The organism is Rhizobium sp. 11_C7_N12_5 (assembly GCF_051811145.1).
GTDB lineage: Bacteria > Pseudomonadota > Alphaproteobacteria > Rhizobiales > Rhizobiaceae > Rhizobium > Rhizobium lusitanum.
Map to the genome: position 1 here is coordinate 3,141,365 of NZ_JBPWPY010000001.1, position 24,459 is coordinate 3,165,823.

Sequence of the window (24,459 nt, forward strand, 5' to 3'; positions counted from 1 at the left end):
TCGAATCGACAATATCCGTAACCGCCGGCCTTCGAGCGAACGGGCCGGTTCGGCTGGTAACGGAACGATGAACTGCGCGTATAAGCCGGCAGCCGGCTGCGCGCCGTGCCTCGCGCAGCGACATCGAGACGTTCAATATGACGTCACGGCCTCGCCCGCCCCGAGACGGCTCCCTTCCCTGTCGAAGAGATGGATCGTCGGCCGGTTCGGCGAAACGTGCAGCAGGTCCCCGGGCTTCGCCTTGATCCTTTCCCGGAACACGCAACTGATGGTCTGTTCACCCAGCTTGGCCACGACGAGCGTTTCCGATCCCGTAGGTTCGACCACCACGATCGAGACAGGCACACCCGCCGGATCGAGCCGGATATCCTCGGGGCGAATCCCATACGTCACCGCCTCCGCCATCGTTCGGTCGCTTGGCAAGACCATGCCGTCTGCGGTCCGGAATCCCTCGGGCGTCATGGTTCCGTTGATGAAGTTCATCGCCGGCGAGCCGATGAAACCCGCAACGAAGAGGTTGCCCGGCCGGTCGTAGAGGTCGAGCGGGGATCCGGATTGCTCGACGCGGCCATCCTTCATGACAACGATCTTGTCGGCCATCGTCATCGCCTCGATCTGGTCATGGGTGACATAGATGGTGGTGGTTCTCAGGCGCTGATGAAGCTCCTTGATTTCCGAGCGCATTTGAACCCTCAGCTTGGCATCGAGATTGGACAAGGGCTCGTCGAACAGAAACACGGCGGGATCGCGAACAATGGCGCGGCCCATCGCGACGCGCTGGCGCTGTCCGCCCGAAAGCTGCTTCGGATATCGTTCCAGGAGGCTTTCCAGCCCCAGGATCCGTGCGGCATTGCCCACACGAGCGGCAATATCGGCTCTCGGCATCCGCTTCAGCCGCAGCGAAAATCCCATGTTCTGAGCCACGGTCATATGCGGATAGAGCGCATAGTTCTGGAAGACCATGGCGATGTCCCGGTCCTTCGGCGCCAGTTCGTTGACGACGTGCTTGCCGATATGGATCTCGCCCGACGTGATACCTTCCAGGCCGGCGATCATGCGCAGGAGCGTCGACTTCCCGCAGCCGGACGGTCCGACGAGGACGACGAACTCGCCGTCCTTTATGTCGACGGACACCCCTTTGATCGCCTTGAACGCTCCATAGTCCTTACGCGCATTGTTGACCAAGACATGTGCCATTGCCATTCATCCTCCCGGGTTGCAGGCGATTAGAGAGCGCCGATCACGCCTCGCAGATAAGCGAGGCCCTGCCGCTCCCCCTCCCTGCGGGCTTCGAGATCCTTGCCCGGCCAGCCATAGGCGGCATCCTCATGTTCGATGGAGAGCGTTCCATCGAAGTTCGCGGCGCGCGCCTGACGCAGGAACCGCCGCCAGTCGAGCACGCCCTTGCCGGGCAGCTTGTATTGCCACCATCCCTTGCAATGGTAACCGACGGCCTGCTGCGCGGCCGCATCGATCGCCGTGTCCTTGGCATGCAGGATGACAACCCGATCCAGGACCTCCTCCAGGGCCTTGTAGGGGTCGATCCCGATGCGGATCAGATGCGACGGATCGAATTCGAGGCCGAAGCGGCGATCGGGAATTCTGTCGAAAAGCTCCCTCCAGCCACTTGGCGTCGTGCCGACGAAATTGTCGTGCGGACCCGGCCAGTTCTCAATCGCGAATATGAGCCCGCTCGATCGCGTCGCCGCGATCAGCCCGTTGGCGTGTTCCGCAAAGGCATCATAGTTTTCGGCGTCGCTTGCCGTATCGTCGCGCCCCGGAAAGATCACGAATATCGGAACGCCCGCCTCGCCGATCGCCTGTGCAAACTCCGCAGTCATGGCATGCAGCTCAGCCCGTTTCGATGGGTCGGGATCGAGCTGGTTGCCGAAATAGGCCACGGATGAGACGAAGAGATTGCGGCCGCGCGCCAGCGCGACGGCCGCGGCCACTTTCTCCGGCGATTGTATATGGCCTCTGACATCGATCTCGATCGCATCGAAGCCCGCGGCCGCCGCAAAGTCGACAACCTCCTCCAAAGGCCGATCATTGAATGTTGATGTGTAAAAGCCGATCTTCATCGAAATCCTCCCTAATGATCTTGAATGGTCCTAGGCGGTCAGACGGTCCATGAACTTGAGCGGCGAACGGGTGCGCTGCGCGGGATTTGCCGAAGCAAGCATCAGCGCTGTGGCCATTGGCATTGCCGCGGCTCCCAATGCCGACGCATCCTCCCCCAGCGAGGCGCGGTGGATCGAGGGCAGATTGGCGTCCGATCGATGCAGATGTTCGTGTACGTAACGCAGCAATTCATCGACCATGCGGATTGGCAGCCTGCCTCCGACCAGGACAGCATCCGGATCGACGATCGCGCCGATATGCTTGACGGCGACGGCAAGATGAACGCTCATCTCCATCAGCCACTGCGAGACCAGCCGCCGCCCGTCGGAATCGAGGGCAACGAGATCCTGTGGCGTGCGGGCCCGCACACCGTGCTTTTCCAGAAAATCGTAGAGAAAAAACAGCGAGAAAATCTGACCCAGAAGCTGCACCCGGGTGGCGCTGCTATGGGTGGAATCGACGATCGGCAACCAGCCGATCTCTCCGCTCAGACCCATCGCGCCCCGATGGCCGTTGCCGTCCAGAACGAGGCCGCCGCCGGGGCAGGCGTTGATGGCGATGTAGAAGAAACTGCTGCTCTCCGCACCAAGTCCGTATTCCAACTCGGCGAGCGCTGCGGCATTGGCCTCGTTTTCGATGAAAACCGGATGCGGCGTCAATCCTTCCAGCGCGGCGCGTACGTCGAACGCCGTCCATTCCTCGTATTCCGGCGGCTTTCCAAGCAGCGAGATTTCGCCGAGCCAATCGGGCATGGCCAGACCGATCCCGGCCAAGCGAGCCTCGTCGATGAGCCGGCTCCGCTGGAAATGGGAGATGGCATCGGCCGTGAGCTGCATGAATTCGCTAGGGAGGATGAAACGTTTCTCATAATGGACGCGCGCCCGAACGTTGCCCACCGCATCGACGGCAAGGATGGTCAGATGATCACGATCGATGTTGACGCCGATCGCAAAATAGGCGTCGGGATTGATCTCCAGCTCGATGGCCGGCTGGCCCCTGAGGCCGTGCCGCCTGCGCGCCTCGATAATCAGGCCCTCATCCAGCAACCGATCGACGATCCGGGCGATGGCGGGCTTGGTGAAGCCGGTCTGGCGGGCAATTTCGGCGCGCGAAATCGGTGCCTGGCGGTGAATGCAGCGAAGCACGACGGCCCGGTTGTGCTCGCCGGCGTCCCCGACATTTGCGCCGGATAGGTTGAGAAAGATGTTCCCGTCGTCGGTCTGCGTCATGTTTGAATATTCCCTCGTCCGAAATCCTTACTCAATCCGTTAGGGCAGTTCGGCTCGTCACGAAATCTCAAAACCGCTCCTTGTTGTTTCCAATCTCGCACGGAGAACCGCACAAGCGCTTTTCCTGGAATGCCTTCAGTCAGCATCATCAGCCCTTTACCGCCCCGCTGGTCATCGCCCCAAGGATCAGCCGCTGCAGTGACAGGAAGGCGATGATCGCGGGTACAACGGAGATCAGGCAGGCCGCCGCCAGCAACTGGACGGATGAATCGGTCTGCATTCCCTTGAAATTGAAGATTCCGACGCCGATCGGCATCAGATTGTTCTGCGTGAGAAGCAGAAACGGCACGAGGAATTGCGACCACCCCGCGATGACGGTGATGATGAAGACCGATGCGATCCCCGGTGCCGACAACGGCAGTATGATGCGCCAGAAAACCGAGAAACTGTTGCAGCCGTCGATCATCGCCGCTTCGTCGAGGCTGCGCGGTATCCTGTCCACCGCATTCTTCAACAACCATGTCGCCACCGGCACGCCGAGCGCGACATAGACCATGACAACGGCGAAATGCGTGTCGAGCAGGCCGAGCCGGTTCATATAGCGATAGAGAGGAACCATGATCACAAGCGGCGAGATCATCTGGAACATCAAAAGCCCCATCATCGACAGGCCCTTGCCGCGGAACTGGAAGCGGGAAAAGGCATAGGCAGCCGGAAGCGCAACGATCAGAACGCCGAGCCCGCTTAAGGCCGCAAGCTTCAGGCCATTCCAGAGATAAAGTTGGAAATAGCTGTTGTTCAGCACGGTCATGAAATTCTCGAAGGTCGGATTGTTCGGGATGTACCTCGCAACGCCGCGATAGATTTCCCGACGGTCTCGCATCGCCATCGACAGCAGGTAGGAAAGCGGTCCGGCAAAGAAGACGAACATCACGAGCATGAAGAGATAGCTGATGAGATCGCCGAGACGGCTGCCCGTTCTGACACTCATTGCTGTTCCTCCTTGGGCAGAAACGATGCGTAGACAAGGGCGAGACCGAGGCTGATGAACAGCATCAGCACCGAAAGCACGCTGCCCCCGGACAGATCATAATTCCTGAAGACGATGTTGAAGACGTAGAGCGAGATGACTTCCGTTGCCCGTCCAGGCCCGCCGCCTGTCAGCGTGATGATGGCATCGAAGGTGTTGACCGTCATGATGGTGATGAGGATCATGTTGACGAGAATGGCCGAACGCAGCTGCGGCAAGGTCACGAAAATGAACCGTTGCCACCCTGTCGCGCCATCGACTTCCGCAGCCTCGTAGAGCGAGGGATCGATGGCCTTCAACGCCGCATACATGACCACCATGGAGAATGCCGTGCCGCGCCAGATGTTGGACAAGAGCGCCGACCAGGGCGCTATCGCCGGATCGGACAACCAGGCGACGACGGGCAGATGCATGAGACGCAGGATGCTGTTGAGGGCGCCATAAGGCGCCTCGGAAAACAACATCTGCCAGATGATGCCGCCGGCAATCCCCGGCACGACCCAGGCGACCAGCGCTGTCGTCCGCAGGATGGCGGTGCCGAACAGGCCGCGGTGTTCGCCGCGAACGACGACCACGGCGACTGCAAGGCCGAGAACCTGCTGCCCTACGACGCTGCCGCCGACAAAGACGAGGGTCGCCCAGAGAATGTCGGGAAGCTGCGGGGAGCTCAGGGTGTTGACGACGGAGTCCAGCGTGTATTGCTGGCTGTCGCCGATAAGGGTGGCATTGGTCAGCGACAGGCGGAAGACGTCGAACACCGGATAGAGATAAAACAGGCCGATGACGATGATTGCCGGCATCATCCACGGCAGCGGCGCACCGGTAAAGCGACGCGCGAACGATCTACTGGGAGACGGACTTGCTGCCTCAATTGCGATGGGACTCATGAGCTTCTCTATCCGCGTTTTGATGGCGATTGACGACGCCCAAGGAGACATCGCCGCGGCTGGATCGGCTCAAACCATCACCGGGTCGCAGAGCCGATCCCTTCATCAAACAATCCCGGTCGGAAAGCCGCATTGCGCTTTCGTCCGAATTGCTTCGGCTAGAGACGCTTGTAAGCCTCCATTGTCGCCTTGAAGGCACCATCGAGCGCTTCTTCCGGCTGCTTGGTGCCGGAGAGGACATCCCCCATCATGATCTGGATCTGGTTGGAGATCTCGGGATAGATCGGCACACCAGGGCGCGCTTGCCCGTCGGCCAATGCCTGCGAGAAGGTCTTGTTCGCATCCGTGGCGAAGACCGGATATTTATCGAATAGCGACTTCCTGGTCGGAAGCTGTTGCTGCAATGCGTTTGCCGGGCCCATATAGACGTCACGAGCAAGATTGGCGCACATCTCCACCTTGTCCTTGTCCTTGCTGAAGGCGGCAATCGTCCAGCCGCCGGTACCGGTAGAGCGGTGATCCGCGGTCGGGCCGGGGATCGGCGAGAACGTCCAGTTGTTGAAATCGGCCTCGTCCAGCGTTGCCTTTAGCTGCGCATATTGCCAGTTGCCGCCGATGAAGAGCGCAGTCGTGCCCGCAGCGGCGGCAGCGTTTAGATCATCATAGTTGGCAATGGTGGTCACCCGTTTCGGCGCAGCACCGGAAGCGACGAGATCCTTGTAGTAATTCAGGGCCTTGAGAAATTTCTGCTTGTTCTCCCCCTCGCCAAACACAGGCTTGCCGCTGTCATCCACCAGCTTGCCGCCAAGGGCCCAGTAGTTCGCAAGCCAATCGAAAGTGGCTCCCTCGTAGCGGCCGCCGTTGAAAAGGACGCCTTCCATTCCCTGCTTGACGGAGGAGAGCGCCGCTGTCTTCAGGCCGTCCCAGGTCTGTGGCGCATCGGGAACGATGGACTTGTTGCGATAGAGCACGCGAAGATCCGTATCCCACCACCAGGCGCGGATCGTTCCGTCCTTGTCGAGGATACCGGTGCGGATGAAGGGGAAGAGGTCGGCGACTTCATCCTTTGAGAAATACGGCGTGAAATCCGCGAGGACGTGATTGACCATGAACTGCGACAGGACGAAGGAATCGACCGCGGCGCAATCCGGCGCATTCCCGGCCTTGGCCTGCTCGAGCATTTTCGCCTGCTCGGTGCCGATGTCTGTCGACATGAACTGCAGTTGCAGCTTCCAGTCCGGATGCTTCTTGATAAAATCGACGAACAGCTTCCGATAGCCGTCGGCAATCGCCGGATCGGCATTGTTCGGGCTATCGTTCGTCAGACGGACGACGAGCGTCTTGGGCGCATCGGCAAGGCCGATCCGGTCTTTCGTCGCCAATTCCTGTGCGAAGACGGCATGCACTGACAACAACACTGAACCCAGCGCAAGCGCGCTGACGGTTGCTCTGATCATGATGGGTCTCCTCCCCATTGTGAATGGATGCAGCCTGGTGGTCGGTTGACCTCTCCTCATTTCCATGCTGCATTAATTAGATTAAGTTACTTTGATTTGATGTCAAGGATTTGATGTCGAGCCGTGGGATGGAGGATCAAAGGATGGCGGCTTTCAACACGAGCTGAAGGGACGAATGCCCTTTCCCAGATAGCGAAACACGCAACCGCGGATGCTGCGGTTGCGACGGAGGTGCTTTTCCTCCGGCTACGACGATAGCCGGCTGTTAGATCCAGGAGGACATTATGCGTTTGCTCATTCTCGGCACCGGCGGCATGGCCAACCAGCATGCCACAAGATTCAAGGAAATTGACGGTGTCAGCGTCGTGGGAGGTGTCGACATAGACCCCGAACGTCTCGCGGCATTTTGCTCGCAGCACGGCATTCCCGATCATTTCGGCTCGCTGGAGGAAGCCTTGGCGTGGGGAGAATTCGATGCCGTCGCCAACGTGACGCCGGACCGCATTCACCATCCGACGACCCTGCAGGCGATCGCCGCCGGCAAGCACGTCTTCTGCGAAAAGCCGCTGGCAACGGATGCCGTCAACGCCATGGAGATGGCCGACGCGATGGAGCGTTCGGGCAAGGTCGGCATGGTCAACTTCACCTACCGCAATTCACCGGCCCTCCAGAAGGGACGCCAGATGGTACTGGCAGGAGAAATCGGCGAAGTCCGGCATGTCGAAGCCTCGCATCTGCAAAGCTGGCTGGTCGGCCGGCACTGGGGCGACTGGAAGACGGAAAGCAAATGGCTGTGGCGATTGAGCAAGAAGCATGGCTCGAACGGTGCGCTCGGCGACATCGGCATCCACATTGTCGATTTCACGTCCTACGGCTCCGGGCTCGACGTGGCGCATGTCTTCGCCCGGCTGAAGACATTCAACAAGGCCCCGGGTCACAAGATCGGTGAATATGATCTCGACGCGAACGACAGCTTCACCATGAACGTCGATTTCAGCAGTGGCGCAATCGGCACGATCCAGGCGACACGGACGGCTGCCGGCCAGATGGACCAGCTACGGCTGCGCGTCTACGGCGAGACCGGCTCGATCGAGATCATATACGATACCGGCAAGTCGACGTTGCGCGCCTGCCTTGGAGACGATGTTCACACGGCGACATGGCGCGATGTCGCGTTCGACCCGGTCGAGACCAACTATCAGCGTTTCGTCCAGGCCGTGCGCGCGGGCAAGACCCAGGAGCCGTCCTTCCGGCGCGCTGCCAATATCCAGAAGGTTCTCGACCAAGCGATCGCCTCCGATCTCAGCCATGCGGACAAGGCGCTTGCCTGACATCGCCGACCAAGCTTGTAACCACCGGAGCGTGATGGTCTTTTGTTCGAATGGTCACCACGCTCCGGTTCTTCAATTTCGCATGCCCTAGCCTGCCGCCGGCGGCGGCAGCAATGTGTCGAGGAAGGGCAAAAGGGCGGCGCCCAGTGCAATACCGCCGCCACTGAAACTTGCGGGTTTCATCGGCGAAATCCAGGGGGTCAGAAATGGGCGGACGGTGGTATCCCGGCGTTCGATCGACAGTTGATGAATGAGGGATTCGATGAGGCCGCGCGGCAAATCCCCTCCGATCATGATCGTGCTGGGCGCAATGAAGCCGGCAATGGCGAGGATCGGGTCGAGGAGATGGCCGGCCGCGCTGCGAACCCATTTGTCGAGCGCCGGCGATCTCGGCAGTTCGCGCCCCTCGCGCATGCGTTCGAAGTCCTCTTGGCTCAACACCGCCCTCAAGGCGCCGAAACCGACAGCGCCATTGAGGGGAACGTTGTCGGCGCCGGTGTGCATTTCGCCGATGCTGCCGGCTCTGCCATGAACGCCTGAAAAGGGTATTCCGCGGATGAGGTAGCCAGCCTGGACATCTTCATCGATGATGATCATCGCCAGCGCGTCCAGCGGCACGGCATTGCCCATCGTGCGCTCCGCAAGCAGGGCGGCCGTGCATTCGTTCTCAACGAATATGTGCGGCAGCGTCACCATGGCGGCAAGCCGGTCGGTCTGCTCGTCGGTCCAGCCATTCGCGGCGATGCCGAGCCCGACGATCCGCAAGGATTTGGCTTCGCCTTGCATGAGATCGTCAACGGCGGTCTTTGCGGTATCGACGGCCGCATCCGTCACGCTGAATGTCCGGCGCTCGTGCACCTGGCCGCTAAGATCGATCAGGACGATTTCGCCGTGCGACGGGCGCAGGCGGATGCCTATCGAAAAAGCCCCTTCCGGCCGCAAGGCGAACTCGGAGGACGACGCGCCTCCAACATGATGATTGCGCCTGTTGGAGCTGATCAGGCCATCATCAGCGAGTCTGCGCAATATGTTGGTGATTCCCGGACCGCTCAGTCCGCAATGCTGCCCAAGCTCGAGCCGCGTCAGAGGACCGTGACGCCTTATCGCTTCCAGGATGACGCGGATGTTTCGGTCGGCAATTTCGCCGGAACGCAGACCGACCGTCTTACCGCGTTTGATGTCCGTGAGGGGAACCTGTGCCCGCCGCGGCCCTGTCCTCAGATACCGCATAACCGCCTTCCAATAATCCTTTAACGCTTGTGGACCAAGCGGAAATCACTGGCAACTCATTTGTGTCGGAACGGCCTGTCCTATCCAGAGTTTGCATGGGCCAGACCTCAGTAAGACACGGCCCGCAACGCCCGTCACGGGCCGTATCTCACCTATTCGTTCGTCCTATTTGGCGATACGAGTCTAGCCGCGCCGTCAGGCTGTTCTGGCTCCGGGTTCGAATGTCACGGTGCCCGCCGAACCGCGCCGTGCCTCGTTGGCGGCAAACAAGAGATCGACGCGCACGGTGCCGGTGAACCAGCTCGCGGGACACTTGCCGGAGGGGCTGCTACCGTTTCTGGTGATTTCCACGGTTCATTCCTTTCGGCTTCCTATCCTGCGAGAACATAGGTGTGCCCATTCAGCAGGATTATAGCAAAATCCCGCAAAGACTTATGGGCTGCAGACATGAATTGCATGCCTCCGCAGCCATAATCTGTGCTAGAATACCCTCGCACTTATGCGAGAGGTCCATGAATGCTTCGCGAAAACGTTAACGATCTGCTCGCCTTCCTCGTCGTCGCGCGTGAGCGAAGCTTTACGAAAGCGGCAGCAAAGCTCGGCATATCGCAGTCTGGCCTAAGCCACACCATTCGCGGCCTCGAAGAGCGCCTCGGACTTCGGCTGCTGACACGCACGACACGCAGCGTTGCGCCGACGCCCGAAGGCGAGCGTCTGCTGACGACGATCGGTCCGCGTTTCGAAGAGATCGAAGGTGAACTGATCGCGCTGACCGATCTCAGGGAGAAGCCGGCCGGCACCATTCGCATCACTGCCGAAGATTTCGCGATCGACCATGTTCTGTGGCCGAAGCTTCGCAAGGTCCTGCACAATTATCCGGATATCAAGGTCGAGTTCGTCATCGACTATGGCCTGACCGACATCGTCGCGGAACGTTTCGACGCAGGTGTACGCCTTGGCGAGATCGTGTCGCAGGCCATGATCGCCGTCCGTATCAGCCGGGAACAGCGCATGATCGTCATCGGCTCCCCGGACTACCTCGAGCGAAATCCGGCCCCAGTGACGCCACAGGAGTTGCCTAGGCATAATTGCATCAATCTCAGGCTGCCGACTCGTGGCGGTCTCTACGCCTGGGAGTTCGAGAAGGACGGCGAGGAGCTGCGGGTGCGGGTCGACGGCCAGCTGACCTGCAACGGCATCACGCAGATCCTGACGATGGCGGTTGACGGCTATGGGCTGGGATTCGTTCCGGAGGGTCTGGCAAAGCCGGAAATCGACGCCGGACGCGTGGTTCAGGTTCTGGGCGATTGGTGCCCGTACTATCCGGGATATCACCTCTATTACCCCAGCCGACGGCAGTCGTCAGCGGCATTTAATGTCGTCGTGGATGCGCTGCGGGACCGGGGGTAGCAACCCGGCTTCCTGTCTCGATCGCGCCCGCCCCAACTTGATGGAAACAGGCGCCGCGAGCCTATTGTGCCCTCAACTTTCCCGCTTTTCGAACACGTCCCTGGCGATAGGAACGGCCGAAAAGACGTTCGGCCAACCGGCGTAGAAGGCCAGATGCGTCAGCAGCTCGGACGCCTGATCCCTTGTCAGCCCGGCATCCATGGCCCGGTTGAGATGGTAGGTAATCTGCGCCACCTGGCCGCAGGAGATCAGCGACGTGACGGTGATGAGGCTGCGGTCGCGGGGAGCGAGGCCAGGCCGCAGCCAGACATCCTTGAACAACAGAGTGTTTGTATATTGAACGACGCCTTGCGAGACCGGCCCGACGTTCTGCTCCACGCTCGCAGCGCGTTGAGCATCCGCCACCTCGTTCAGCGGCAGAGGGGTTGGCGACACTTCGGGTAGCTGCTCCGCGCCGATGCCGCGGGCGGCAAAGACGTCCTTGGCGACGGCGACAGCCGTGATGGCATTGGCCCAGCCGGAATAGAAGGCGAGGTGCGTGATGATCTCCGAGAGTTCCGCGGGCGTCACGCCATTGTCGAGCGCCAGATTGAAGTGGTAGGGCATCTCGATCGGCTGATTTCGGGCAATCAGCGCCGCCACCGTCACGACGCTGCGATCACGAGGCGAGAGACCCGGACGCTTCCAGAGGTCGCCGAGCAGTGCGTCTTGCGTGTATTTTGCAAGCGCAGGCGAGACGGCCTGGACATCACCCATCGTGATGGGTGCGGAGGCGAGCCCTTTCCTGTCGTCCTCGGCCAAGGCTGGCGTTGATGCGGCCAGCGTCATTGACAGGGCAGTCGCGGTAAGCTTGTTCATATCCTTATCCTTTTCGACAGCGAGACTGGGCCGAAACGTTTCGGCACCCATGCTGACAGATGGGTGCCGACATCTCAGGGATTAGATGTCCGTTGCTGATAGGGCTTATGGGCCTGGCACATGAGCGGCCCCGGCATCACAGAGGACACGATGCTCTCGCAACCGACGACGTTGATCATGAGGGCAGCGCGTCAAATCCCGACACGCTTCATATGTTCCTCCGGATACCGCGCACCTTGGATCTCGATGTTCGCGGCTTCGATCTCGTTCAAGTCTTCCATCGTCAGATGCACGTCGATTGCGCCGACGTTTTCCTCGAATCTCTCGAGCTTTCTCGTCCCGAAGAGCGGCACGATCCAGGGCTTCCGCGCAAGCAGCCAGGCAAGCGCCACCTGGGCCGGCGTGGCGCCATGGCGACCACCGATGCGCCCGATAAGATCGATAAGCTTCCGATTCGCCTCCCTTGCTTCGGGGGCGAAGCGAGGAATGCTGTTACGCATGTCCGACTTGTCGAAGGAGGTATCGACATCGATCTTGCCGGTGAGGAATCCCTTACCCAACGGGCTGAAGGGGACGAGGCCGATGCCCAACTCTTCAAGCGCTGGAAGTATCTCGGCCTCCGGCTCGCGGGTCCAAAGCGAATATTCGCTCTGCAGGGCCGCGACGGGCTGGACGGCGTGGGCACGGCGTATGGAATTCGCCCCAGCCTCGGATAGACCGAACCAACGGACCTTACCCTGCGCGATGAGATCCTTCACGACACCAGCCACATCCTCCATCGGTACGTCGGGGTCGACCCGATGCTGATAGAGGAGGTCGATATGGTCCGTTCGCAGCCGCCGGAGGCTGCCTTCGATCGCCCTTCGTATGTGATCCGGCCTGCTGTTGACATTGCCGCTATTGACGCCCGTATCCGGATCGACGTCCCAACCGAACTTCGTGGCGATCTTGACCTGATCGCGAAGAGGCTCGAGAGCCTCGCCGACCATCTCCTCATTCGTAAACGGACCGTAGACTTCGGCGGTGTCGAAGAAGTCCATGCCCCTTTCGACGGCCGTCCGCAGGAGCTTGATCATGTCGTCTCGGTCAAGCAGTTCTCGAGCCGCTCCATATCCCATGGCGCCCAGGGAAAGTGCCGAGACTTCGAGGCCCTGGCCCAGCGTGCGTTTTTGCATGTCGGTATTCTCCTTTAATCGCGCGGCGTGATCTTGACGGTCGCTGCACGCGCACGCTCCCCGATCATGGGAGCCAGATAAGTGCTCTTCAAATATTTGGTGCGATAGGCATCGTCGATCTTGTCGTTGATCTCGCCCTTTGCGGCCTCGAACAGAACCTCGATCACCATGCCGGCCGCAGTGATCCGGCCTGCCTTCTGGTGGATTGCTGCCTGATACCACCGAGATCTCGCGCCGCTATATCCGCGAACATAGAGGCCGCCCTCAACAGCGACCGACCAGATCCATGTTGGCGTGCCATAGGTCGCGCCGTCATCTCTGAACGGCGATATATGCAGATCGTCCGTTTCGGCGATTTGCTTGAGCCTTTCCTTCTCCCATGCCATACGGCATTTCTCCTGGCCTGCCGGCCTGCAATTTTGTCCGGTGACAGACATCATCTAGAGAATTGCCGTCTGCCGACTATTGGCCTATTTCTGCTAGGACTTATGTGCCCGATTCATCAATGTGCTGAAGGTGAGAGAGGCATCATGCATTTCTTCACGTGCCGTCGCCGTACAGGGATTGGAATCCCTGGCTCACTTCGATTTCGGAAGATCCCAAGCCCAGCCCGACCATCGTCCACAGCGGCGGTACCATGTCTGCGCCCGCTCCATCGCCTGTTCGCCAACGGGGAACCATCGGCCGGGGATAGGAGCCAACGGCTATCTCGCCTGGTGCTGTAACCGCAGACATGCTTCGCCCCTTGCCGATCGTCCCTTGAGCCACTAGGGGATGCGGGTCTCAAATCAGTCTCAATTGACGTTCAGGTCTGCACCTCGAATTGACGGACAGAACGCGGTATTGCTCGCATGAAAAGAAAGACGCCCCTGCTGATCGCGATGCTGTCGCTTCTGCCTGTGCCCGCCCTTGCCCATCCGCATATCTTTATCGATGCCAAGTTCGAGGTCGTGGCGGCGCCCGACGGCTCCATCAGCGAGCTGCGCAACGTCTGGAGCTTCGACGAGGTGTTTTCCTCCTCGGTCCTCATGGATTACGACAAGGCTGGCAACCAGACGCTCAGCGCGAGCGAACTCAAGGCCGTCGGCAAGACGGTCCGAGATTCGCTTGCGCAGTACGGCTATTATACGAACGTCACCAGCAACGGCAAAGCGGTGCCGATGGCCAAGCCCGACGCGATCCAGGCAGACTACAAGGACGGCTCGCTGAGCCTTACCTTTTCATTGAAGCCCGAGCAGAAGACCTTTCTCAAGGGTACCACGATCTTCGGGATTTATGACAAGACGCTCTACACGGCGGTCGATTTCGCCACCGACAACGATATAGCGACGTCCGGAGCAGCCTTCGGCCGCTGCAAAAGCAAGGTTGTGAGGCCCAACCCCAAGGAAGTCATGGCGGAGAACCAGGCAGCCCTCACCAGCATGTTCTTCAGTGATCCGAAGGGCACGGACTACTCGCTGCTCGTGGCAACGAGGCTGGAAGTTCAGTGCTGATGCTGCGCGAGGGACTGCCCCCGGCCTGACGCCATCACCTTAATCAGGCGAGCCGGCATCGATTCGCGCCGAACCTTCGGTGCCTCGGCATAGCGAGATATAGCGGCGGGCGATGATCCAGCAGCCGAGCGCCCAGGTCGCCCCGGCACACCAGCCGCCGAGAACATCGGTCGGATAGTGCACGCCGAGATAGACCCGGCTCGCGCCGATCATCAATGTCAGCAGGATGCCGACCGCGATGGTGAAGATGCGCGTCGAGCGATAGCGTCGCGTACCGGAAATGAGCACTGCAAGCGTCAGATAGGTAACAGCCGATACCATCGCATGGCCGCTCGGGAAGCTTAGATCATGAACCTCGACCAGATGCGGCACGATATCCGGCCGCGACCGCGCAACGCCGAGCTTCAACGTCGTGCTCAGCGCCCATCCGCCAAGCACCGAGGCTAATACGAGGATGGCAACGGCGCGCTGCCGGTCGAGCAACAGATAGACCGCCACCAGGACCGTCATCATCATGAGGACAGTGATGCCGCCGAGACTTGTGATGTCCTTGACCGCATGGGTCAGCCAGCTCGGTCCTATGGGAATAGACAGGTCACCAGGCTGGCGAAGCGCCAGCAAGATCGCCTCGTCAAACCCCCTTGTACTTCCCTCGAGAACCTCGCCCGTCAGAGAGACGAACAGAAGAACTCCGCCCGAAAGGGCGGCGAACATCACGAGCAGCAGGGGCTCAAAGCGGCTCAACCATCCCATTATGCCTGGTTTGCGAAACCGTTGATCGTTCATGCCGTATCGCCTGCCTGTCGCATTTTCACGTTGCCTCTTTCATATCTGGAAAGAAATCTATCTTCGGCCCAAGCTCCGCACCAATCGAAAAGCCTCGGCTTGCACAACCGTGACGCACCGAAAGCCGGTCGTCCTGAAAGCGTCCGGACCGGAGTTCTTTCCGAAACGGGACGATGGCTATCTAGGGATAAAATCGGCAGGTTCCAACCGCGAGGAAAAAACAATCACGCCACGTTTGGCGCCAGGGCGTTTCAGGTTCATGACATGTTGCGCCTCTATTCTCGTCCGCGCGCTCTACAATCGCCGACGGTAACAGGGGATTTATTCGTTCATGACGAGGTGCATCTCGATTGCCCGCAAGAGAACACGACAACAGCGCCAAGACCGGTTCGCGGCCAAGGATCGAGATTCCCGGTGGCAAGCAATGAAACCTCATGAGCGCCGCGACCCATCTTCCACAAACGATGCAAAACGTTTCGGCCGTCATCCTGGCACAATGATTGCAGCAAAAATTTTTGCTATTTTCGGAACGTTGAGCTGTGATAATAGTCCCGCAAGGGCGATCAGGGATCGGGTGTAGTCAGAGTGTTAAGTGTTGGGACATCTTTCTCCGCCCGGTTGCTGGCGATGGCCGGATTGGGGGTGCTGATGACATCAGCCATCGGCGCGTTTCCCGCATCATCCATGGCCGAGGATGCCGCAAAGCCTTCATCAAGCACCTGGGTCGTGACGCTCGGCGCTACCGTGGAGTATGGTCCGAGCTACGAAGGATCGAAGCATTACACCTTCGGCGCCTTGCCCTCTTTCGATTTCCATCGCCTCGGCGAAGCCACGGAATACAGCGCTCCGGACGATAATTTCGACTATACTCTCTTCGACTTGCACGGCCTCGAAATAGGACCTGTGGTCGGCTTGAGGGATGACCGTTTTGATCTCAACAATTTGCAGCTGCGGAGCCAGCGCAGGGTGCGCTGGAATTTCGATGCCGGCGGCTTCGCACAATATTGGCTGATGCAAAATCAGCTTCGGTTTCGGACGGAAGTGCGCCAGTCCCTTTGGGGCGGCGATGGCCTGGTCGGTGATCTCGCGCTCGATTGGTTTCAGCCCGTCGGCGACAAATGGCTCCTGTCCGCCGGGCCTCGCCTATCGCTGGCAAACTCCATCTACATGCGCAGCAACTTTGGCATCTCGGCGGGTCAAGCCGCGAGGAACGGTCATGTCAGCGCCTTCGACGCCGGTGCCGGCGTGAAATCTGTCGGTTTCACGGTGGCTGCGACCTATACGATCTCGCCCGAGTGGAGCGTGCAGGTCTACGAGAAATATAACCGTCTGGTGGGCGATGCTGCCGACAGCCCGATCACCTCGAAGTTCGGCTCACCCGATCAGAATATTATCGGCTTTACCCTCAACAGAACCTTCAACGTCAATTTTTGAGGCGCTGCGCGCTTCATGATCGGCGATGTAGTTTCGCGTAAGCGGAATGACGTCGTTGCGCTTGGCTATCTGGATCTGGAAGACCACAAGATCCTCATAGCGGAAGGCAGCCTCCGCCGTCGAAAGATAATATTCCCACATGCGGCAGAAGCGCTCGTCATAGAGCTGCGCGGCCTCGGGCCAGCGCGCCATGAAACGAGCCCGCCAGCTTTCGAGCGTCTTCGCATAATGCAGCCGCAACACCTCGACATCGGTGATCGCAAGCCCCGCCGCCTCGATTTCCGGCACGATCTCAGAAAGTGCGGGAATATAGCCGCCGGGGAAGATGTATTTGTCGAGCCATGGCGTGGTGAAGCCGGGCGTCGCCGAGCAGCCGATGGTGTGAAGCACCATGATGCCGTCATCCTCGAGCAGTTCGGCGCACTTGCGGAAGAACGTGCGGTAGGAGGCGAGACCGACATGCTCGAACATGCCGACCGAGACGATCCTGTCGAAGCGGCCGGTCAGGCTGCGATAGTCTCTGAGCGCGAATTGAACTTCCGCCGGCGTTCCACCGGCCTTGTCGGCCACGCGCTTGGAGGCGTAGGCGTGCTGCTCTTCGGACAGCGTGACACCAAGAACGTAACCTCCAGGCGCATGTTCGGCCAGGTGCAGCGCGAGGCCGCCCCAGCCGCAGCCGATATCGAGAATGCTGTTATCGGGCTCGATCACGAGCTTGGCGGCCAGATGCCTTTTCTTGGCGATCTGCGCCTCTTCGAGAGACTGGTCGGCATGTTCGAAATAGGCGCAGGAATATTGCCGGTCGGGGTCGAGGAAGAGCTCATAAAGCCGGCCATCGAGATCGTAATGATGCGCGACATTGGCCCTTGAACGACCCGGAAGATTGCGATGACGGAAAATCCGCAGCTTGGTTCGGGCATGATCGATGACGCGCGCGATCAGCGGGTGGGTGCTGTTCTGCGCCTCCCGCAGCATCATGGCGACGAAGTCGTAGAGGGAGCCCTGCTCGACGATGAAACGGCCGTCCATGTAGAGTTCGCCAAGCCTCTTATCGGCATCGATCAGGAGAGCCCATTGCGCCCGGTCATCGGTGAAACGGACACGCACCGGCTCGCCGGTGCCATCGCCGAATGTGAAGACACGACCGCTTGCGGTCGTCACGGTCAGCGCGCCGCGCGTGACGATGGACGAAAGAGCGCGTTTCAGGCACCAGTCCACAAGGCTGGAGAAAACGGCATAACCCTTGCCCCTCGGGCGATTTTCAGCTTGCGGGTTGGACATCATCTATCCTTGCCGGCAACGGTGCGCGGTGCGTCGTGCTTCGCGTTCCAGTCGCCGTGATCCTCGGCTTCCACGTTGGCGCTTGCGATCAGCCAGACGCCCGTCAGGATCAAGCCGCTGCCGATCACCTGCAGGGCAACGATCCGTTCGCCGAAGACGAACCAGCCGGTCGCGATGATCAGCACGTAGCTGATACCAGAAAGCGGAAAGGCCCGGCTGAGATCGAGCTCGGAAAGAACATTCATCCAGATGAAGAAGCAGGCTATCTCGACGGCGATCGCCGCCAATATCCAGTAGGAGGAAAGCGCCTGCCACAACCATGCCTCCGCGCCGCCATCGCCCAATTGTTCCGCCCCATGCTTGATGAAGAACTGGAACAGCGTGTTGAGCACCGGCACGGCAAGCCAGGAAAAACGCATCGGCATCACGCACCCGCCTCATCTGTCGAGAACAGCGGCGACACCAGCCGCAGCAGTCTCTGAAGGACGGGATTGCGATGGCGAAAGAACATGGCGTTGGACGTCAGCTTGCTGCCAAGCCTGATCTTGTTTTCATAATAGGCCTGACCGCTTTGATAGCGGCTTATGCCATGATCCAGGCAATAGCGCAGGTTGGTGAACCAGCTCAGGAAATAGAGATTGTACGGCCGCCCCTTTTCGCCATCCATGCAGAAGAACTTGTCGATGGCGACATGCTCGTCATGCACGATCAGATTGGCGGCGAGCAGCCGGTCCTCGACGAAGTAGAAGGCGCAGTAGGAACGGCCGCCCATGCGGGTGAGAATTCCCTCGAAATATTCGGGGGTGAGCTCTTCGAACTGCCAGTCGCTGCGGTTTCGCGTGTCGTGATAGAGCGTCATCACCTCGGGCAGGAACGCACCGAAATCCGTCCTGATCTCGACTCTGACCTGTTCGAAGGACTTCAGCTTGCGCCGCATGTCCTTGCGGGTGCCGGAGGAAAGCTTGGCGAGATAGTCGTCGATCGTCTTGAAATCGATGTCGAGCCACGCCGTCGGCAAAGCGCCGATCGAGGCATAGCCATGTGCGGAAAGCGGATCGCCAAGCTCGGCGGAAACCTGTTCCGGAATATCCTTTAGACCGACGAGCGCGCAATCTTCCGTGACGGCAAACTGCTCGAAGAAAGACAGCATCTCCGCAAACAGCACGGCACGGCGCTCGTCCGGCACGTCGGGGTGAAAGCCGATCGCGCCCGTCTCGGTGCAGGGTGACCCCAGGCAGGCGAGGCGCAGCTTCAGAAAATTCGGGAAATGGCGCTGCACGCGCCGCACGGACCTACGCAGGAAGCCCTCTTCCAGCGTTGTGTCCAACGCATAGAGGCAGAGAAAAGCCGGCATGGCGGCGCTCATCCGTCCATCTTCGACGACGGTGATATAGCGCCATTCGAAGCCCTCGATGCCGGCTTCCTCGATGGCAAGCAGGCAATCGTAATCCTCGACCTGACCCTGAAAACAGGCGTTCCAGGCATCGCGGCCGATCGCACGGATGCTGAAGTGAACCTGGGCCACCGGATTGCCCGTCGGTTTGGGCACGGTTTTAAGCAGCGGCTGCGACATGGCGCGCCTCGAAGAAATCCGCAGTGAAATCGGCCACCTGGCGATGCTGTCGGTCCACATGGATCATGTGATAGCTGTCCTTGATCCATTTCAGCTCATGCGGGCCGCCGATGTGATCGGAGATGTAGCGTGCGTGTTTCGGACTGCTGAGGTCGTCGTCCTCGGCGTGCAGGATCAGCGTCGGCGTCTGGATATTCGGCAGCATGCCGCGGAGGGTCTTGCCCAGCCGATGCATCTCGACCAGCCCCTTGCCGGGGAATTTCTCGAGAATGCCCTCGCCTGCCATGCCCTCGATCAGCCGGCGCATCCGCTGGTCCTTGATCCCGAGGGAGGCCGTCTCCTTGAAGCTCAGGCGATCGAGGAAAGGAATACGGGACAGCCAGCCTATCTGCGACGACAATAACGGATAATAGAAGGGAACGTCCCAGCCGTCATAGTGAAAGCAGGGCGAGTAGATAGCCACCGCGTCGATCGCCTTCGGCTGCTGTTCGGCGGCCAGCAGCGCCAGCTTTCCGCCGACGCAGATGCCGGCGGCAAAAACCTCCTGCGTTCGCGTGGCGAGCAACGCCGAGGCTTCGACGACGCTATCGAGCCAATCTTCCCAGCGGGTGCGCCGCAGCGTGCCGGCATCGACGCCGTGGCCGGCCAGCAACGGTGCATAGATGCTGTAACCCTTGCGATTGAGTTGGCGGGCGATCAGCTTCATTTCCGCCGGTGCGCCCGTCAGTCCGTGTACAAGAAGCACGCCTTTTCCATTTGAGCCCTCCATGAAGAAGCTCAACTCATCAGCTTTCATGAGAGAGCTCCGACTGCCGGTTCTCCTTGGCCATGAAGCCGAGGGCGTGGCAGGTGCTGATGACATGCGTACCGGCTTTTTCCTGCTCTTCCTTGATCTGCTCGTGCAGTGTCGGCAGTTTCGTCCAGTGGGTGCGCGGCCGGTAATGATGTTCAGCATGATAGCCGTTGCCGAACCACAGCCAGTTGTAGAACGACTTGTGGCTGGAAACGCCCCAGGCGATCGGCTCGTCCGGATCGCCGTTCAGATGTTCGTAGTAGCCGTTCAGGGACGACAGGCAATTGCCGAGATAATAGAATGGCACGAAGAACAGCACCGCTTTCCAGTCATAGAGGAGCGCGATGGCTGCAAGGCCGAGGAAGAAAAAGAGCTCGAACCGACCCCAGGCCGCATCGAACGGACGGTTGCGGGAGATAGCCTTATGAATATCGCCGAGACTGTCGCGGAAGAAGCTCATAAATGTGTAGGACCACACATTCTCGGGCTGTCCGTTACGACCGTGGCGATAGATCGACAAGAGATCGATGGTATCGCCCTTTTCGTCCGGCCTGTCGCTGTTGCCGGAATGATGGCGCATATGCACCCAGTGATAATAGGTCTGCGAAAAGCCGATCGCGACCGACTCCAGCAGGCTGAAGGCGTAGTTCATCCAGCGCGGCTTGAAATAGGGCGTGTGGATGAAATTGTGGGATATGCTGTTGATGTTCCAGGAGATCGATACGGCATACAGGCAGCCGAGAACCGCCGAGAGCCACAGGGGACGGTTTTCGAAGCCGACGATCAGATAGACATCGAAAGCAAGATGCGCGACGGCGGCCAGAACCGGCGCCACATCCCATCTGGTGTGCGCGAAAATTTTCATAGTCCGGTAACTCCCACACAGGCCACGCCGGCGGTCACGAAGAACACGCCCGTTGCATGGCGTAGGTTGATGTTTTCTTTGAAGATCACGGCACCGGCGAACACGATGACGACATAGCTCAACGCCATAAGGGGAAAGGCGATGGTGAGCGGAACGTGCTCCAGAACGGCCGTCCATGCAAAAAGCTCCACGGCCCAGAACACGATACCGAGCCAGGTAACCGGCTTCGCCATTGCTGAAAGCAGCGTATGCTCGCTGGCCGATTGCTTGAAGCAAACCTCGCGGGCCGTCTCTGCCAGCACGCAGAAGAGTATGAGCCCAAGCATGGGAAGGGTCAGGATGCCACTCATTGCATGTACTCCGCCAGCACTTCCAGCAGCGCGTGATTGGCCGCGCTGTTGATGTTTCTGGTCGTTTCAGCTCCCTGCCGGACGCGCGGCTGATCGATGAAGATCTCGGCTCGCTTCATCAGCTGGGTCCTGAGGCTGCCGGCATAGCTCGGAGCGGAATAGTCACCGATGACATCCGCGCCGATGATGCGATGACGGCTGCCGATTTCGCTGATCAGTGCCAGCAGATAGGGCAGCCGCATGCGGCCCTGATCCCAGTTCGTGACGGCATCGTCGGCGGCAAGGACATCCTTGTCGATGGTAACATAGACAGCCTCGGTGCGAATACGGCTGAGCATGCGGTCGATGAAATTTTCCTCGCCGATCTCCGAGATCGATTTCCAGTGCAGCGCACCCTTTTCCTGCCGATAGCTGGCGCCGCTGCCATAATCGGCCAGCACGCGGCTCGGCGGATGTTCGTAGGGATAGAGCTCGAGCTTGCCTTCACCGAGCCAGTGCAGGTTCGCCCCTTTGCGTTCCGGGCTGCGAAGATCGTGGCTGCAGACGCCTATCGTGATGACCTTCTGGATACCGGGATTGGCAAGGGCGGTATTGACCCAGGAGCCGCAATGCATGCCGCCGTCGAAGGTAACCCAATCCGGATGATTGTCGAAATGGATCAACGTCGCCGCGCCGGATTTCCGCTCCAACGCGCCGGCTAGCAGCATCGCCGTGATGTGATGGAAATCGCCGGATCCCATGAAGCAGAGCTGCGGATCCTTGGCCGGCGCCGGCGTATTCTTGACGATTTTGCGGCCGAGCTCCGCAAGAGCTTTCTGCTTGCCCCATAGCCGAATCTCTCGGCCCGTATCCTTGTCGAAATATTGGTACGCGCCCGCAAATTTGCAGGCGCGCACGAAATCCGGCTGCAACTCCAACGCATCATCGAGATGAAGAAGCAGGAGTTGCACCGTCTTATCTCCGGGCGGCGCGCGTTAGAAGCTGATCGAGCAGGGCAAGAGCCAGATCGATCTCTTCGCGGGTGATCAGCAGATTGGGCGCGAAGGTGATGACGTTCTTGTGGTAGCCGCCGACGTCAAGCACCAGGCCGTACATCTTCGCGCCGACCTGCAGGTCGCCCTTCATGCCTTCATCGCAGAGCCAGTCCATCGTGGCCTTGTCGGGCGTGTAGCTGTCGTCCTTGCAGATTTCCATCCGCAGGGCCAGGCCCAGCCCGTCGACTTCGCCGACGATGGCATGGCGCTTCTGCAATTGTTTCAGCCCGTCGAGGAAATAGGCGCCCTTCGCCATGATGGCCGCGCCGAAATCCTCTTCCTCCAACATCTTCATCGTTTCGAGTGCCACGGCGGTCCCCATCGGGTTGCTGGCGAATGTCGAATGCGTCGAGCCGGGCGGGAAGATGGTCGGATTGATCATTTCCTCCCTTGCCCACACGCCGGAAAGCGGATTGAGCCCGTTGGTGATGGCCTTGCCGAAAACCAGGATATCGGGCGAGACACCGAAATGCTCGATCGACCAGAGCTTGCCGGTGCGGTAGACGCCCATCTGGATTTCGTCGACGACGAGCAGGATGCCGTGTTCGTCCAGCACCTTCTTCAGCTCGACGAAGAAGTTCATCGGCGGAATGACGTAGCCGCCCGTACCCTGGATCGGCTCGATATAGAACGCGGCATATTCCGATTTGCCCGCCTTCGGATCCCAGACACCGTTATATTCGCTCTCGAACAGACGGGCGAACTTCTGGACGCAGTAGTGCCCGTATTCTTCCTTCGACATGCCCTTCGGGCCGCGGAAGTGATAGGGAAACTCGACGAACTGCGCCCGATCTCCGAAATGACCGTAGCGGCGGCGATAGCGATAGCTCGAGGTGATCGCCGAAGCGCCGAGAGTGCGGCCGTGATAGCCGCCCTCGAAGGCGAACATCAGGCTCTTGCCGCCGGTGTAATTGCGCACCAGCTTCAGCGAATCCTCGACGGCCTGCGAACCGCCGACGTTGAAGTGAACGCGCCCCTTGTGCCCGAACTTGAGTTCGGCATCCTGGGCGATCATCGCCGCAAGCTCCACCTTTTCACGATGCAGATATTGCGATGCGACCTGCGGCAGCCGATCGAGCTGACGATGCGCAGCGTTGTTCAGGCGCTCGTTGCGATAGCCGAAATTGACAGCGGAATACCACATCTGCAGATCCAGAAACGGTGTTCCTGTGCGGTCGTAGACAAAGGAGCCTTCGCATTCTTCAAAGAATTTGGGCTTGTCCGTGTAGTGGACCGTGTCGCCGTGCGAGCAGTAGGTCTCTTCGAGGACACGCAACTCCTCCTCGGAACGGACGGGCGCTTGCGTGTCGCCACTGAAGGCTTCGGCTACATTCGTTTTCATTCAATGCCTCTCAGTCAGATTCATGCTGTCTTGGAATGCGGCAGCACACGGGGGCGCCGTACGACGCTTGGAAGAACGGCTTCCATTTTTGGAAGCAGATCGGAAAAGTCCTCGAAAGCGACATAGGGAATGCCGTTTTCGTCACAGTAGTCGGCAAGCTTGGCCTTCGCGAAAACGAGGTCCACCTTGTCGGAAACGCAAAAATCGCTTCGCCCATCGCCGATGTAGACCTGCAGATCGGCGCTATCGACAACGCGGCATTTGCAGACGCCCGACCCGGACACGCAGCCCGTTGCCGTAAACGGCGGGAACAGCGAATAGGACTCAGCGCCTTGGCCGAAGCTGCAGGTGAGCACGTTGGCAACGATCGGCAGACCTTCGATGCCATGACGCGCCAGAATGCGGCGGATGAAATAGTCGACGCCATCGCTGACGACGGTCACGGGCAATTCATTGCGGCGGCAATAGGACAGGAAGCTTTCGAAACCCGGATCGATCGACACCGTGTCGAGAAACTGATCGAGCTCCGCCCTGCTTGCCTTAATGAGAGCGATCTGCCGGCGCATGCACTCGCCGGAACCGATCTGCCCCTGCTTCCAGAGCCGCTCTATGTCTTCCCACTCGGAACCGGCGAAACGGGACAACACCATATCCGTCGCGTCTTCGATGGATATGGTTCCATCAAAATCGCAAAACACCTGCATGAAATACCCTTTCACCATATCCCTAGTTGCGTCTAACAACCGCGGATGAGCCAGGCATGAGCTGAAAATGATGCGA

At 59.6% G+C, this 24,459-nt stretch carries 24 protein-coding genes and 2 pseudogenes; 4 read left to right on the forward strand and 22 right to left on the reverse strand.

Going from position 1 to position 24,459, the window contains the following annotated elements:
- Positions 1–132: 132 nt before the first annotated feature.
- The 6 genes from AB8B29_RS15495 to AB8B29_RS15520 all read right to left on the reverse strand — a co-directional run bounded on the left by AB8B29_RS15495 (position 133) and on the right by AB8B29_RS15520 (position 6,724).
- Complete coding sequence (locus tag AB8B29_RS15495; protein ID WP_037196126.1) at positions 133–1,197, reverse strand: ABC transporter ATP-binding protein; 1,065 nt, start codon at positions 1,195–1,197, stop codon at positions 133–135.
- 29 nt (positions 1,198–1,226) lie between these two features.
- A complete protein-coding gene (locus tag AB8B29_RS15500) occupies positions 1,227–2,081 on the reverse strand; it encodes a sugar phosphate isomerase/epimerase family protein (RefSeq protein ID WP_112441071.1) in 855 nt (284 codons plus the stop codon).
- A gap of 30 nt (positions 2,082–2,111) precedes the next feature.
- A complete protein-coding gene (locus AB8B29_RS15505; RefSeq protein WP_037196124.1) occupies positions 2,112–3,350 on the reverse strand; it encodes an ROK family transcriptional regulator in 1,239 nt (412 codons plus the stop codon).
- A gap of 148 nt (positions 3,351–3,498) precedes the next feature.
- Positions 3,499–4,341, reverse strand: a complete 843-nt coding sequence (locus tag AB8B29_RS15510; protein WP_047637752.1) for a carbohydrate ABC transporter permease — start codon at positions 4,339–4,341, stop codon at positions 3,499–3,501.
- Positions 4,338–5,267, reverse strand: coding sequence for a carbohydrate ABC transporter permease (locus tag AB8B29_RS15515; protein WP_037196122.1), 930 nt, complete (start codon positions 5,265–5,267; stop codon positions 4,338–4,340). Before AB8B29_RS15515 ends, AB8B29_RS15510 begins: the two co-directional genes overlap by 4 nt.
- 158 nt (positions 5,268–5,425) lie before the next feature.
- Complete coding sequence (locus AB8B29_RS15520; protein ID WP_037196119.1) at positions 5,426–6,724, reverse strand: extracellular solute-binding protein; 1,299 nt, start codon at positions 6,722–6,724, stop codon at positions 5,426–5,428.
- A gap of 284 nt (positions 6,725–7,008) precedes the next feature.
- On the opposite strand from AB8B29_RS15520, the gene AB8B29_RS15525 reads away from it, so the two are divergent.
- Positions 7,009–8,055, forward strand: coding sequence for a Gfo/Idh/MocA family protein (locus tag AB8B29_RS15525; protein ID WP_037196117.1), 1,047 nt, complete (start codon positions 7,009–7,011; stop codon positions 8,053–8,055).
- Between the two features lie 87 nt (positions 8,056–8,142).
- Here AB8B29_RS15525 and AB8B29_RS15530 read toward each other — a convergent pair whose 3' ends face one another.
- Positions 8,143–9,285, reverse strand: coding sequence for an ROK family transcriptional regulator (locus AB8B29_RS15530; RefSeq protein WP_047637750.1), 1,143 nt, complete (start codon positions 9,283–9,285; stop codon positions 8,143–8,145).
- A 198-nt stretch (positions 9,286–9,483) separates the two neighbouring features.
- Positions 9,484–9,636, reverse strand: a pseudogene (locus tag AB8B29_RS15535) ((R)-mandelonitrile lyase); the annotation flags it as partial.
- 165 nt (positions 9,637–9,801) lie between these two features.
- On the opposite strand from AB8B29_RS15535, the gene AB8B29_RS15540 reads away from it, so the two are divergent.
- Positions 9,802–10,695: a LysR family transcriptional regulator gene (locus AB8B29_RS15540; RefSeq protein ID WP_112441073.1), complete on the forward strand. Its 894-nt coding sequence runs from the start codon at positions 9,802–9,804 to the stop codon at positions 10,693–10,695.
- A gap of 72 nt (positions 10,696–10,767) precedes the next feature.
- Here the strand turns inward: AB8B29_RS15540 and AB8B29_RS15545 are convergent, their stop codons facing one another.
- From AB8B29_RS15545 to AB8B29_RS15560, 4 genes and pseudogenes are all read right to left on the reverse strand, one after another.
- Complete coding sequence (locus AB8B29_RS15545; protein WP_112441091.1) at positions 10,768–11,553, reverse strand: carboxymuconolactone decarboxylase family protein; 786 nt, start codon at positions 11,551–11,553, stop codon at positions 10,768–10,770.
- A gap of 191 nt (positions 11,554–11,744) precedes the next feature.
- Positions 11,745–12,728, reverse strand: coding sequence for an aldo/keto reductase (locus AB8B29_RS15550; protein ID WP_112441075.1), 984 nt, complete (start codon positions 12,726–12,728; stop codon positions 11,745–11,747).
- Between the two features lie 14 nt (positions 12,729–12,742).
- Positions 12,743–13,114 carry a DUF2255 family protein gene (locus AB8B29_RS15555; RefSeq protein ID WP_112441077.1) on the reverse strand — a complete coding sequence of 124 codons (372 nt, stop codon included), beginning with the start codon at positions 13,112–13,114 and terminating at the stop codon, positions 12,743–12,745.
- 216 nt (positions 13,115–13,330) lie between these two features.
- Positions 13,331–13,411, reverse strand: a pseudogene (locus tag AB8B29_RS15560) (DedA family protein); the annotation flags it as partial.
- Between the two features lie 168 nt (positions 13,412–13,579).
- Between AB8B29_RS15560 and AB8B29_RS15565 the strand changes: the two are divergent.
- On the forward strand, positions 13,580–14,221 hold the full coding sequence (locus tag AB8B29_RS15565; protein ID WP_047553771.1) for a DUF1007 family protein: 642 nt from the start codon (positions 13,580–13,582) through the stop codon (positions 14,219–14,221).
- Positions 14,222–14,260: 39 nt separating this feature from the next.
- Here AB8B29_RS15565 and AB8B29_RS15570 read toward each other — a convergent pair whose 3' ends face one another.
- The gene (locus AB8B29_RS15570; RefSeq protein WP_112441079.1) at positions 14,261–15,007 is read right to left on the reverse strand and encodes a phosphatase PAP2 family protein; all 747 of its coding nucleotides are present in this window, start codon (positions 15,005–15,007) and stop codon (positions 14,261–14,263) included.
- A gap of 648 nt (positions 15,008–15,655) precedes the next feature.
- Here AB8B29_RS15570 and AB8B29_RS15575 point away from each other — a divergent pair.
- Positions 15,656–16,441 carry a MipA/OmpV family protein gene (locus tag AB8B29_RS15575; RefSeq protein WP_376774242.1) on the forward strand — a complete coding sequence of 262 codons (786 nt, stop codon included), beginning with the start codon at positions 15,656–15,658 and terminating at the stop codon, positions 16,439–16,441.
- Here the strand turns inward: AB8B29_RS15575 and AB8B29_RS15580 are convergent.
- Genes AB8B29_RS15580 through AB8B29_RS15620 form a run of 9 tightly spaced genes read right to left on the reverse strand, consistent with a single transcriptional unit; the run spans position 16,382 to position 24,383 of the window.
- Complete coding sequence (locus tag AB8B29_RS15580; protein WP_051963419.1) at positions 16,382–17,722, reverse strand: SAM-dependent methyltransferase; 1,341 nt, start codon at positions 17,720–17,722, stop codon at positions 16,382–16,384. The two genes, AB8B29_RS15575 and AB8B29_RS15580, sit on opposite strands and share 60 nt — an antisense overlap.
- Positions 17,722–18,147, reverse strand: a complete 426-nt coding sequence (locus AB8B29_RS15585) for an EamA family transporter (protein ID WP_063835582.1) — start codon at positions 18,145–18,147, stop codon at positions 17,722–17,724. Before AB8B29_RS15585 ends, AB8B29_RS15580 begins: the two co-directional genes overlap by 1 nt.
- The gene (locus tag AB8B29_RS15590; protein WP_047553776.1) at positions 18,147–19,295 is read right to left on the reverse strand and encodes a GNAT family N-acetyltransferase; all 1,149 of its coding nucleotides are present in this window, start codon (positions 19,293–19,295) and stop codon (positions 18,147–18,149) included. The genes AB8B29_RS15585 and AB8B29_RS15590 overlap by 1 nt, the downstream gene beginning before the upstream one ends.
- Complete coding sequence (locus AB8B29_RS15595; RefSeq protein ID WP_037196105.1) at positions 19,276–20,091, reverse strand: alpha/beta hydrolase; 816 nt, start codon at positions 20,089–20,091, stop codon at positions 19,276–19,278. The genes AB8B29_RS15590 and AB8B29_RS15595 overlap by 20 nt, the downstream gene beginning before the upstream one ends.
- Positions 20,081–20,953, reverse strand: a complete 873-nt coding sequence (locus AB8B29_RS15600) for a fatty acid desaturase family protein (protein WP_037196103.1) — start codon at positions 20,951–20,953, stop codon at positions 20,081–20,083. The genes AB8B29_RS15595 and AB8B29_RS15600 overlap by 11 nt, the downstream gene beginning before the upstream one ends.
- Complete coding sequence (locus tag AB8B29_RS15605; RefSeq protein WP_037196102.1) at positions 20,950–21,303, reverse strand: EamA family transporter; 354 nt, start codon at positions 21,301–21,303, stop codon at positions 20,950–20,952. The genes AB8B29_RS15600 and AB8B29_RS15605 overlap by 4 nt, the downstream gene beginning before the upstream one ends.
- Entirely contained in the window at positions 21,300–22,253 is a 954-nt protein-coding gene (locus AB8B29_RS15610) for an arginase family protein (RefSeq protein WP_047553783.1), read from the reverse strand. The genes AB8B29_RS15605 and AB8B29_RS15610 overlap by 4 nt, the downstream gene beginning before the upstream one ends.
- Positions 22,254–22,257: 4 nt before the next feature.
- The gene (locus AB8B29_RS15615) at positions 22,258–23,679 is read right to left on the reverse strand and encodes an aspartate aminotransferase family protein (RefSeq protein WP_037196099.1); all 1,422 of its coding nucleotides are present in this window, start codon (positions 23,677–23,679) and stop codon (positions 22,258–22,260) included.
- A 20-nt stretch (positions 23,680–23,699) separates the two neighbouring features.
- Positions 23,700–24,383 (reverse strand): MtnX-like HAD-IB family phosphatase, encoded by a 684-nt coding sequence (locus AB8B29_RS15620; RefSeq protein WP_439006606.1) that lies wholly within the window; start codon positions 24,381–24,383, stop codon positions 23,700–23,702.
- Between the last annotated feature and the right edge of the window lie 76 nt (positions 24,384–24,459).

What these genes read in the sequence shown, in the direction of transcription:
- AB8B29_RS15495 (WP_037196126.1), bottom strand. Translation starts at nt 1,197, where the DNA reads ATGGCACATGTCTTGGTCAACAATGCGCGTAAGGACTATGGAGCGTTC.
- AB8B29_RS15500 (WP_112441071.1), bottom strand. Translation starts at nt 2,081, where the DNA reads ATGAAGATCGGCTTTTACACATCAACATTCAATGATCGGCCTTTGGAG.
- AB8B29_RS15505 (WP_037196124.1), bottom strand. Translation starts at nt 3,350, where the DNA reads ATGACGCAGACCGACGACGGGAACATCTTTCTCAACCTATCCGGCGCA.
- AB8B29_RS15510 (WP_047637752.1), bottom strand. Translation starts at nt 4,341, where the DNA reads ATGAGTGTCAGAACGGGCAGCCGTCTCGGCGATCTCATCAGCTATCTC.
- AB8B29_RS15515 (WP_037196122.1), bottom strand. Translation starts at nt 5,267, where the DNA reads ATGAGTCCCATCGCAATTGAGGCAGCAAGTCCGTCTCCCAGTAGATCG.
- AB8B29_RS15520 (WP_037196119.1), bottom strand. Translation starts at nt 6,724, where the DNA reads ATGATCAGAGCAACCGTCAGCGCGCTTGCGCTGGGTTCAGTGTTGTTG.
- AB8B29_RS15525 (WP_037196117.1), top strand. Translation starts at nt 7,009, where the DNA reads ATGCGTTTGCTCATTCTCGGCACCGGCGGCATGGCCAACCAGCATGCC.
- AB8B29_RS15530 (WP_047637750.1), bottom strand. Translation starts at nt 9,285, where the DNA reads ATGCGGTATCTGAGGACAGGGCCGCGGCGGGCACAGGTTCCCCTCACG.
- AB8B29_RS15540 (WP_112441073.1), top strand. Translation starts at nt 9,802, where the DNA reads ATGCTTCGCGAAAACGTTAACGATCTGCTCGCCTTCCTCGTCGTCGCG.
- AB8B29_RS15545 (WP_112441091.1), bottom strand. Translation starts at nt 11,553, where the DNA reads ATGAACAAGCTTACCGCGACTGCCCTGTCAATGACGCTGGCCGCATCA.
- AB8B29_RS15550 (WP_112441075.1), bottom strand. Translation starts at nt 12,728, where the DNA reads ATGCAAAAACGCACGCTGGGCCAGGGCCTCGAAGTCTCGGCACTTTCC.
- AB8B29_RS15555 (WP_112441077.1), bottom strand. Translation starts at nt 13,114, where the DNA reads ATGGCATGGGAGAAGGAAAGGCTCAAGCAAATCGCCGAAACGGACGAT.
- AB8B29_RS15565 (WP_047553771.1), top strand. Translation starts at nt 13,580, where the DNA reads ATGAAAAGAAAGACGCCCCTGCTGATCGCGATGCTGTCGCTTCTGCCT.
- AB8B29_RS15570 (WP_112441079.1), bottom strand. Translation starts at nt 15,007, where the DNA reads ATGAACGATCAACGGTTTCGCAAACCAGGCATAATGGGATGGTTGAGC.
- AB8B29_RS15575 (WP_376774242.1), top strand. Translation starts at nt 15,656, where the DNA reads ATGACATCAGCCATCGGCGCGTTTCCCGCATCATCCATGGCCGAGGAT.
- AB8B29_RS15580 (WP_051963419.1), bottom strand. Translation starts at nt 17,722, where the DNA reads ATGTCCAACCCGCAAGCTGAAAATCGCCCGAGGGGCAAGGGTTATGCC.
- AB8B29_RS15585 (WP_063835582.1), bottom strand. Translation starts at nt 18,147, where the DNA reads ATGCCGATGCGTTTTTCCTGGCTTGCCGTGCCGGTGCTCAACACGCTG.
- AB8B29_RS15590 (WP_047553776.1), bottom strand. Translation starts at nt 19,295, where the DNA reads ATGTCGCAGCCGCTGCTTAAAACCGTGCCCAAACCGACGGGCAATCCG.
- AB8B29_RS15595 (WP_037196105.1), bottom strand. Translation starts at nt 20,091, where the DNA reads ATGAAAGCTGATGAGTTGAGCTTCTTCATGGAGGGCTCAAATGGAAAA.
- AB8B29_RS15600 (WP_037196103.1), bottom strand. Translation starts at nt 20,953, where the DNA reads ATGAAAATTTTCGCGCACACCAGATGGGATGTGGCGCCGGTTCTGGCC.
- AB8B29_RS15605 (WP_037196102.1), bottom strand. Translation starts at nt 21,303, where the DNA reads ATGAGTGGCATCCTGACCCTTCCCATGCTTGGGCTCATACTCTTCTGC.
- AB8B29_RS15615 (WP_037196099.1), bottom strand. Translation starts at nt 23,679, where the DNA reads ATGAAAACGAATGTAGCCGAAGCCTTCAGTGGCGACACGCAAGCGCCC.
- AB8B29_RS15620 (WP_439006606.1), bottom strand. Translation starts at nt 24,383, where the DNA reads ATGCAGGTGTTTTGCGATTTTGATGGAACCATATCCATCGAAGACGCG.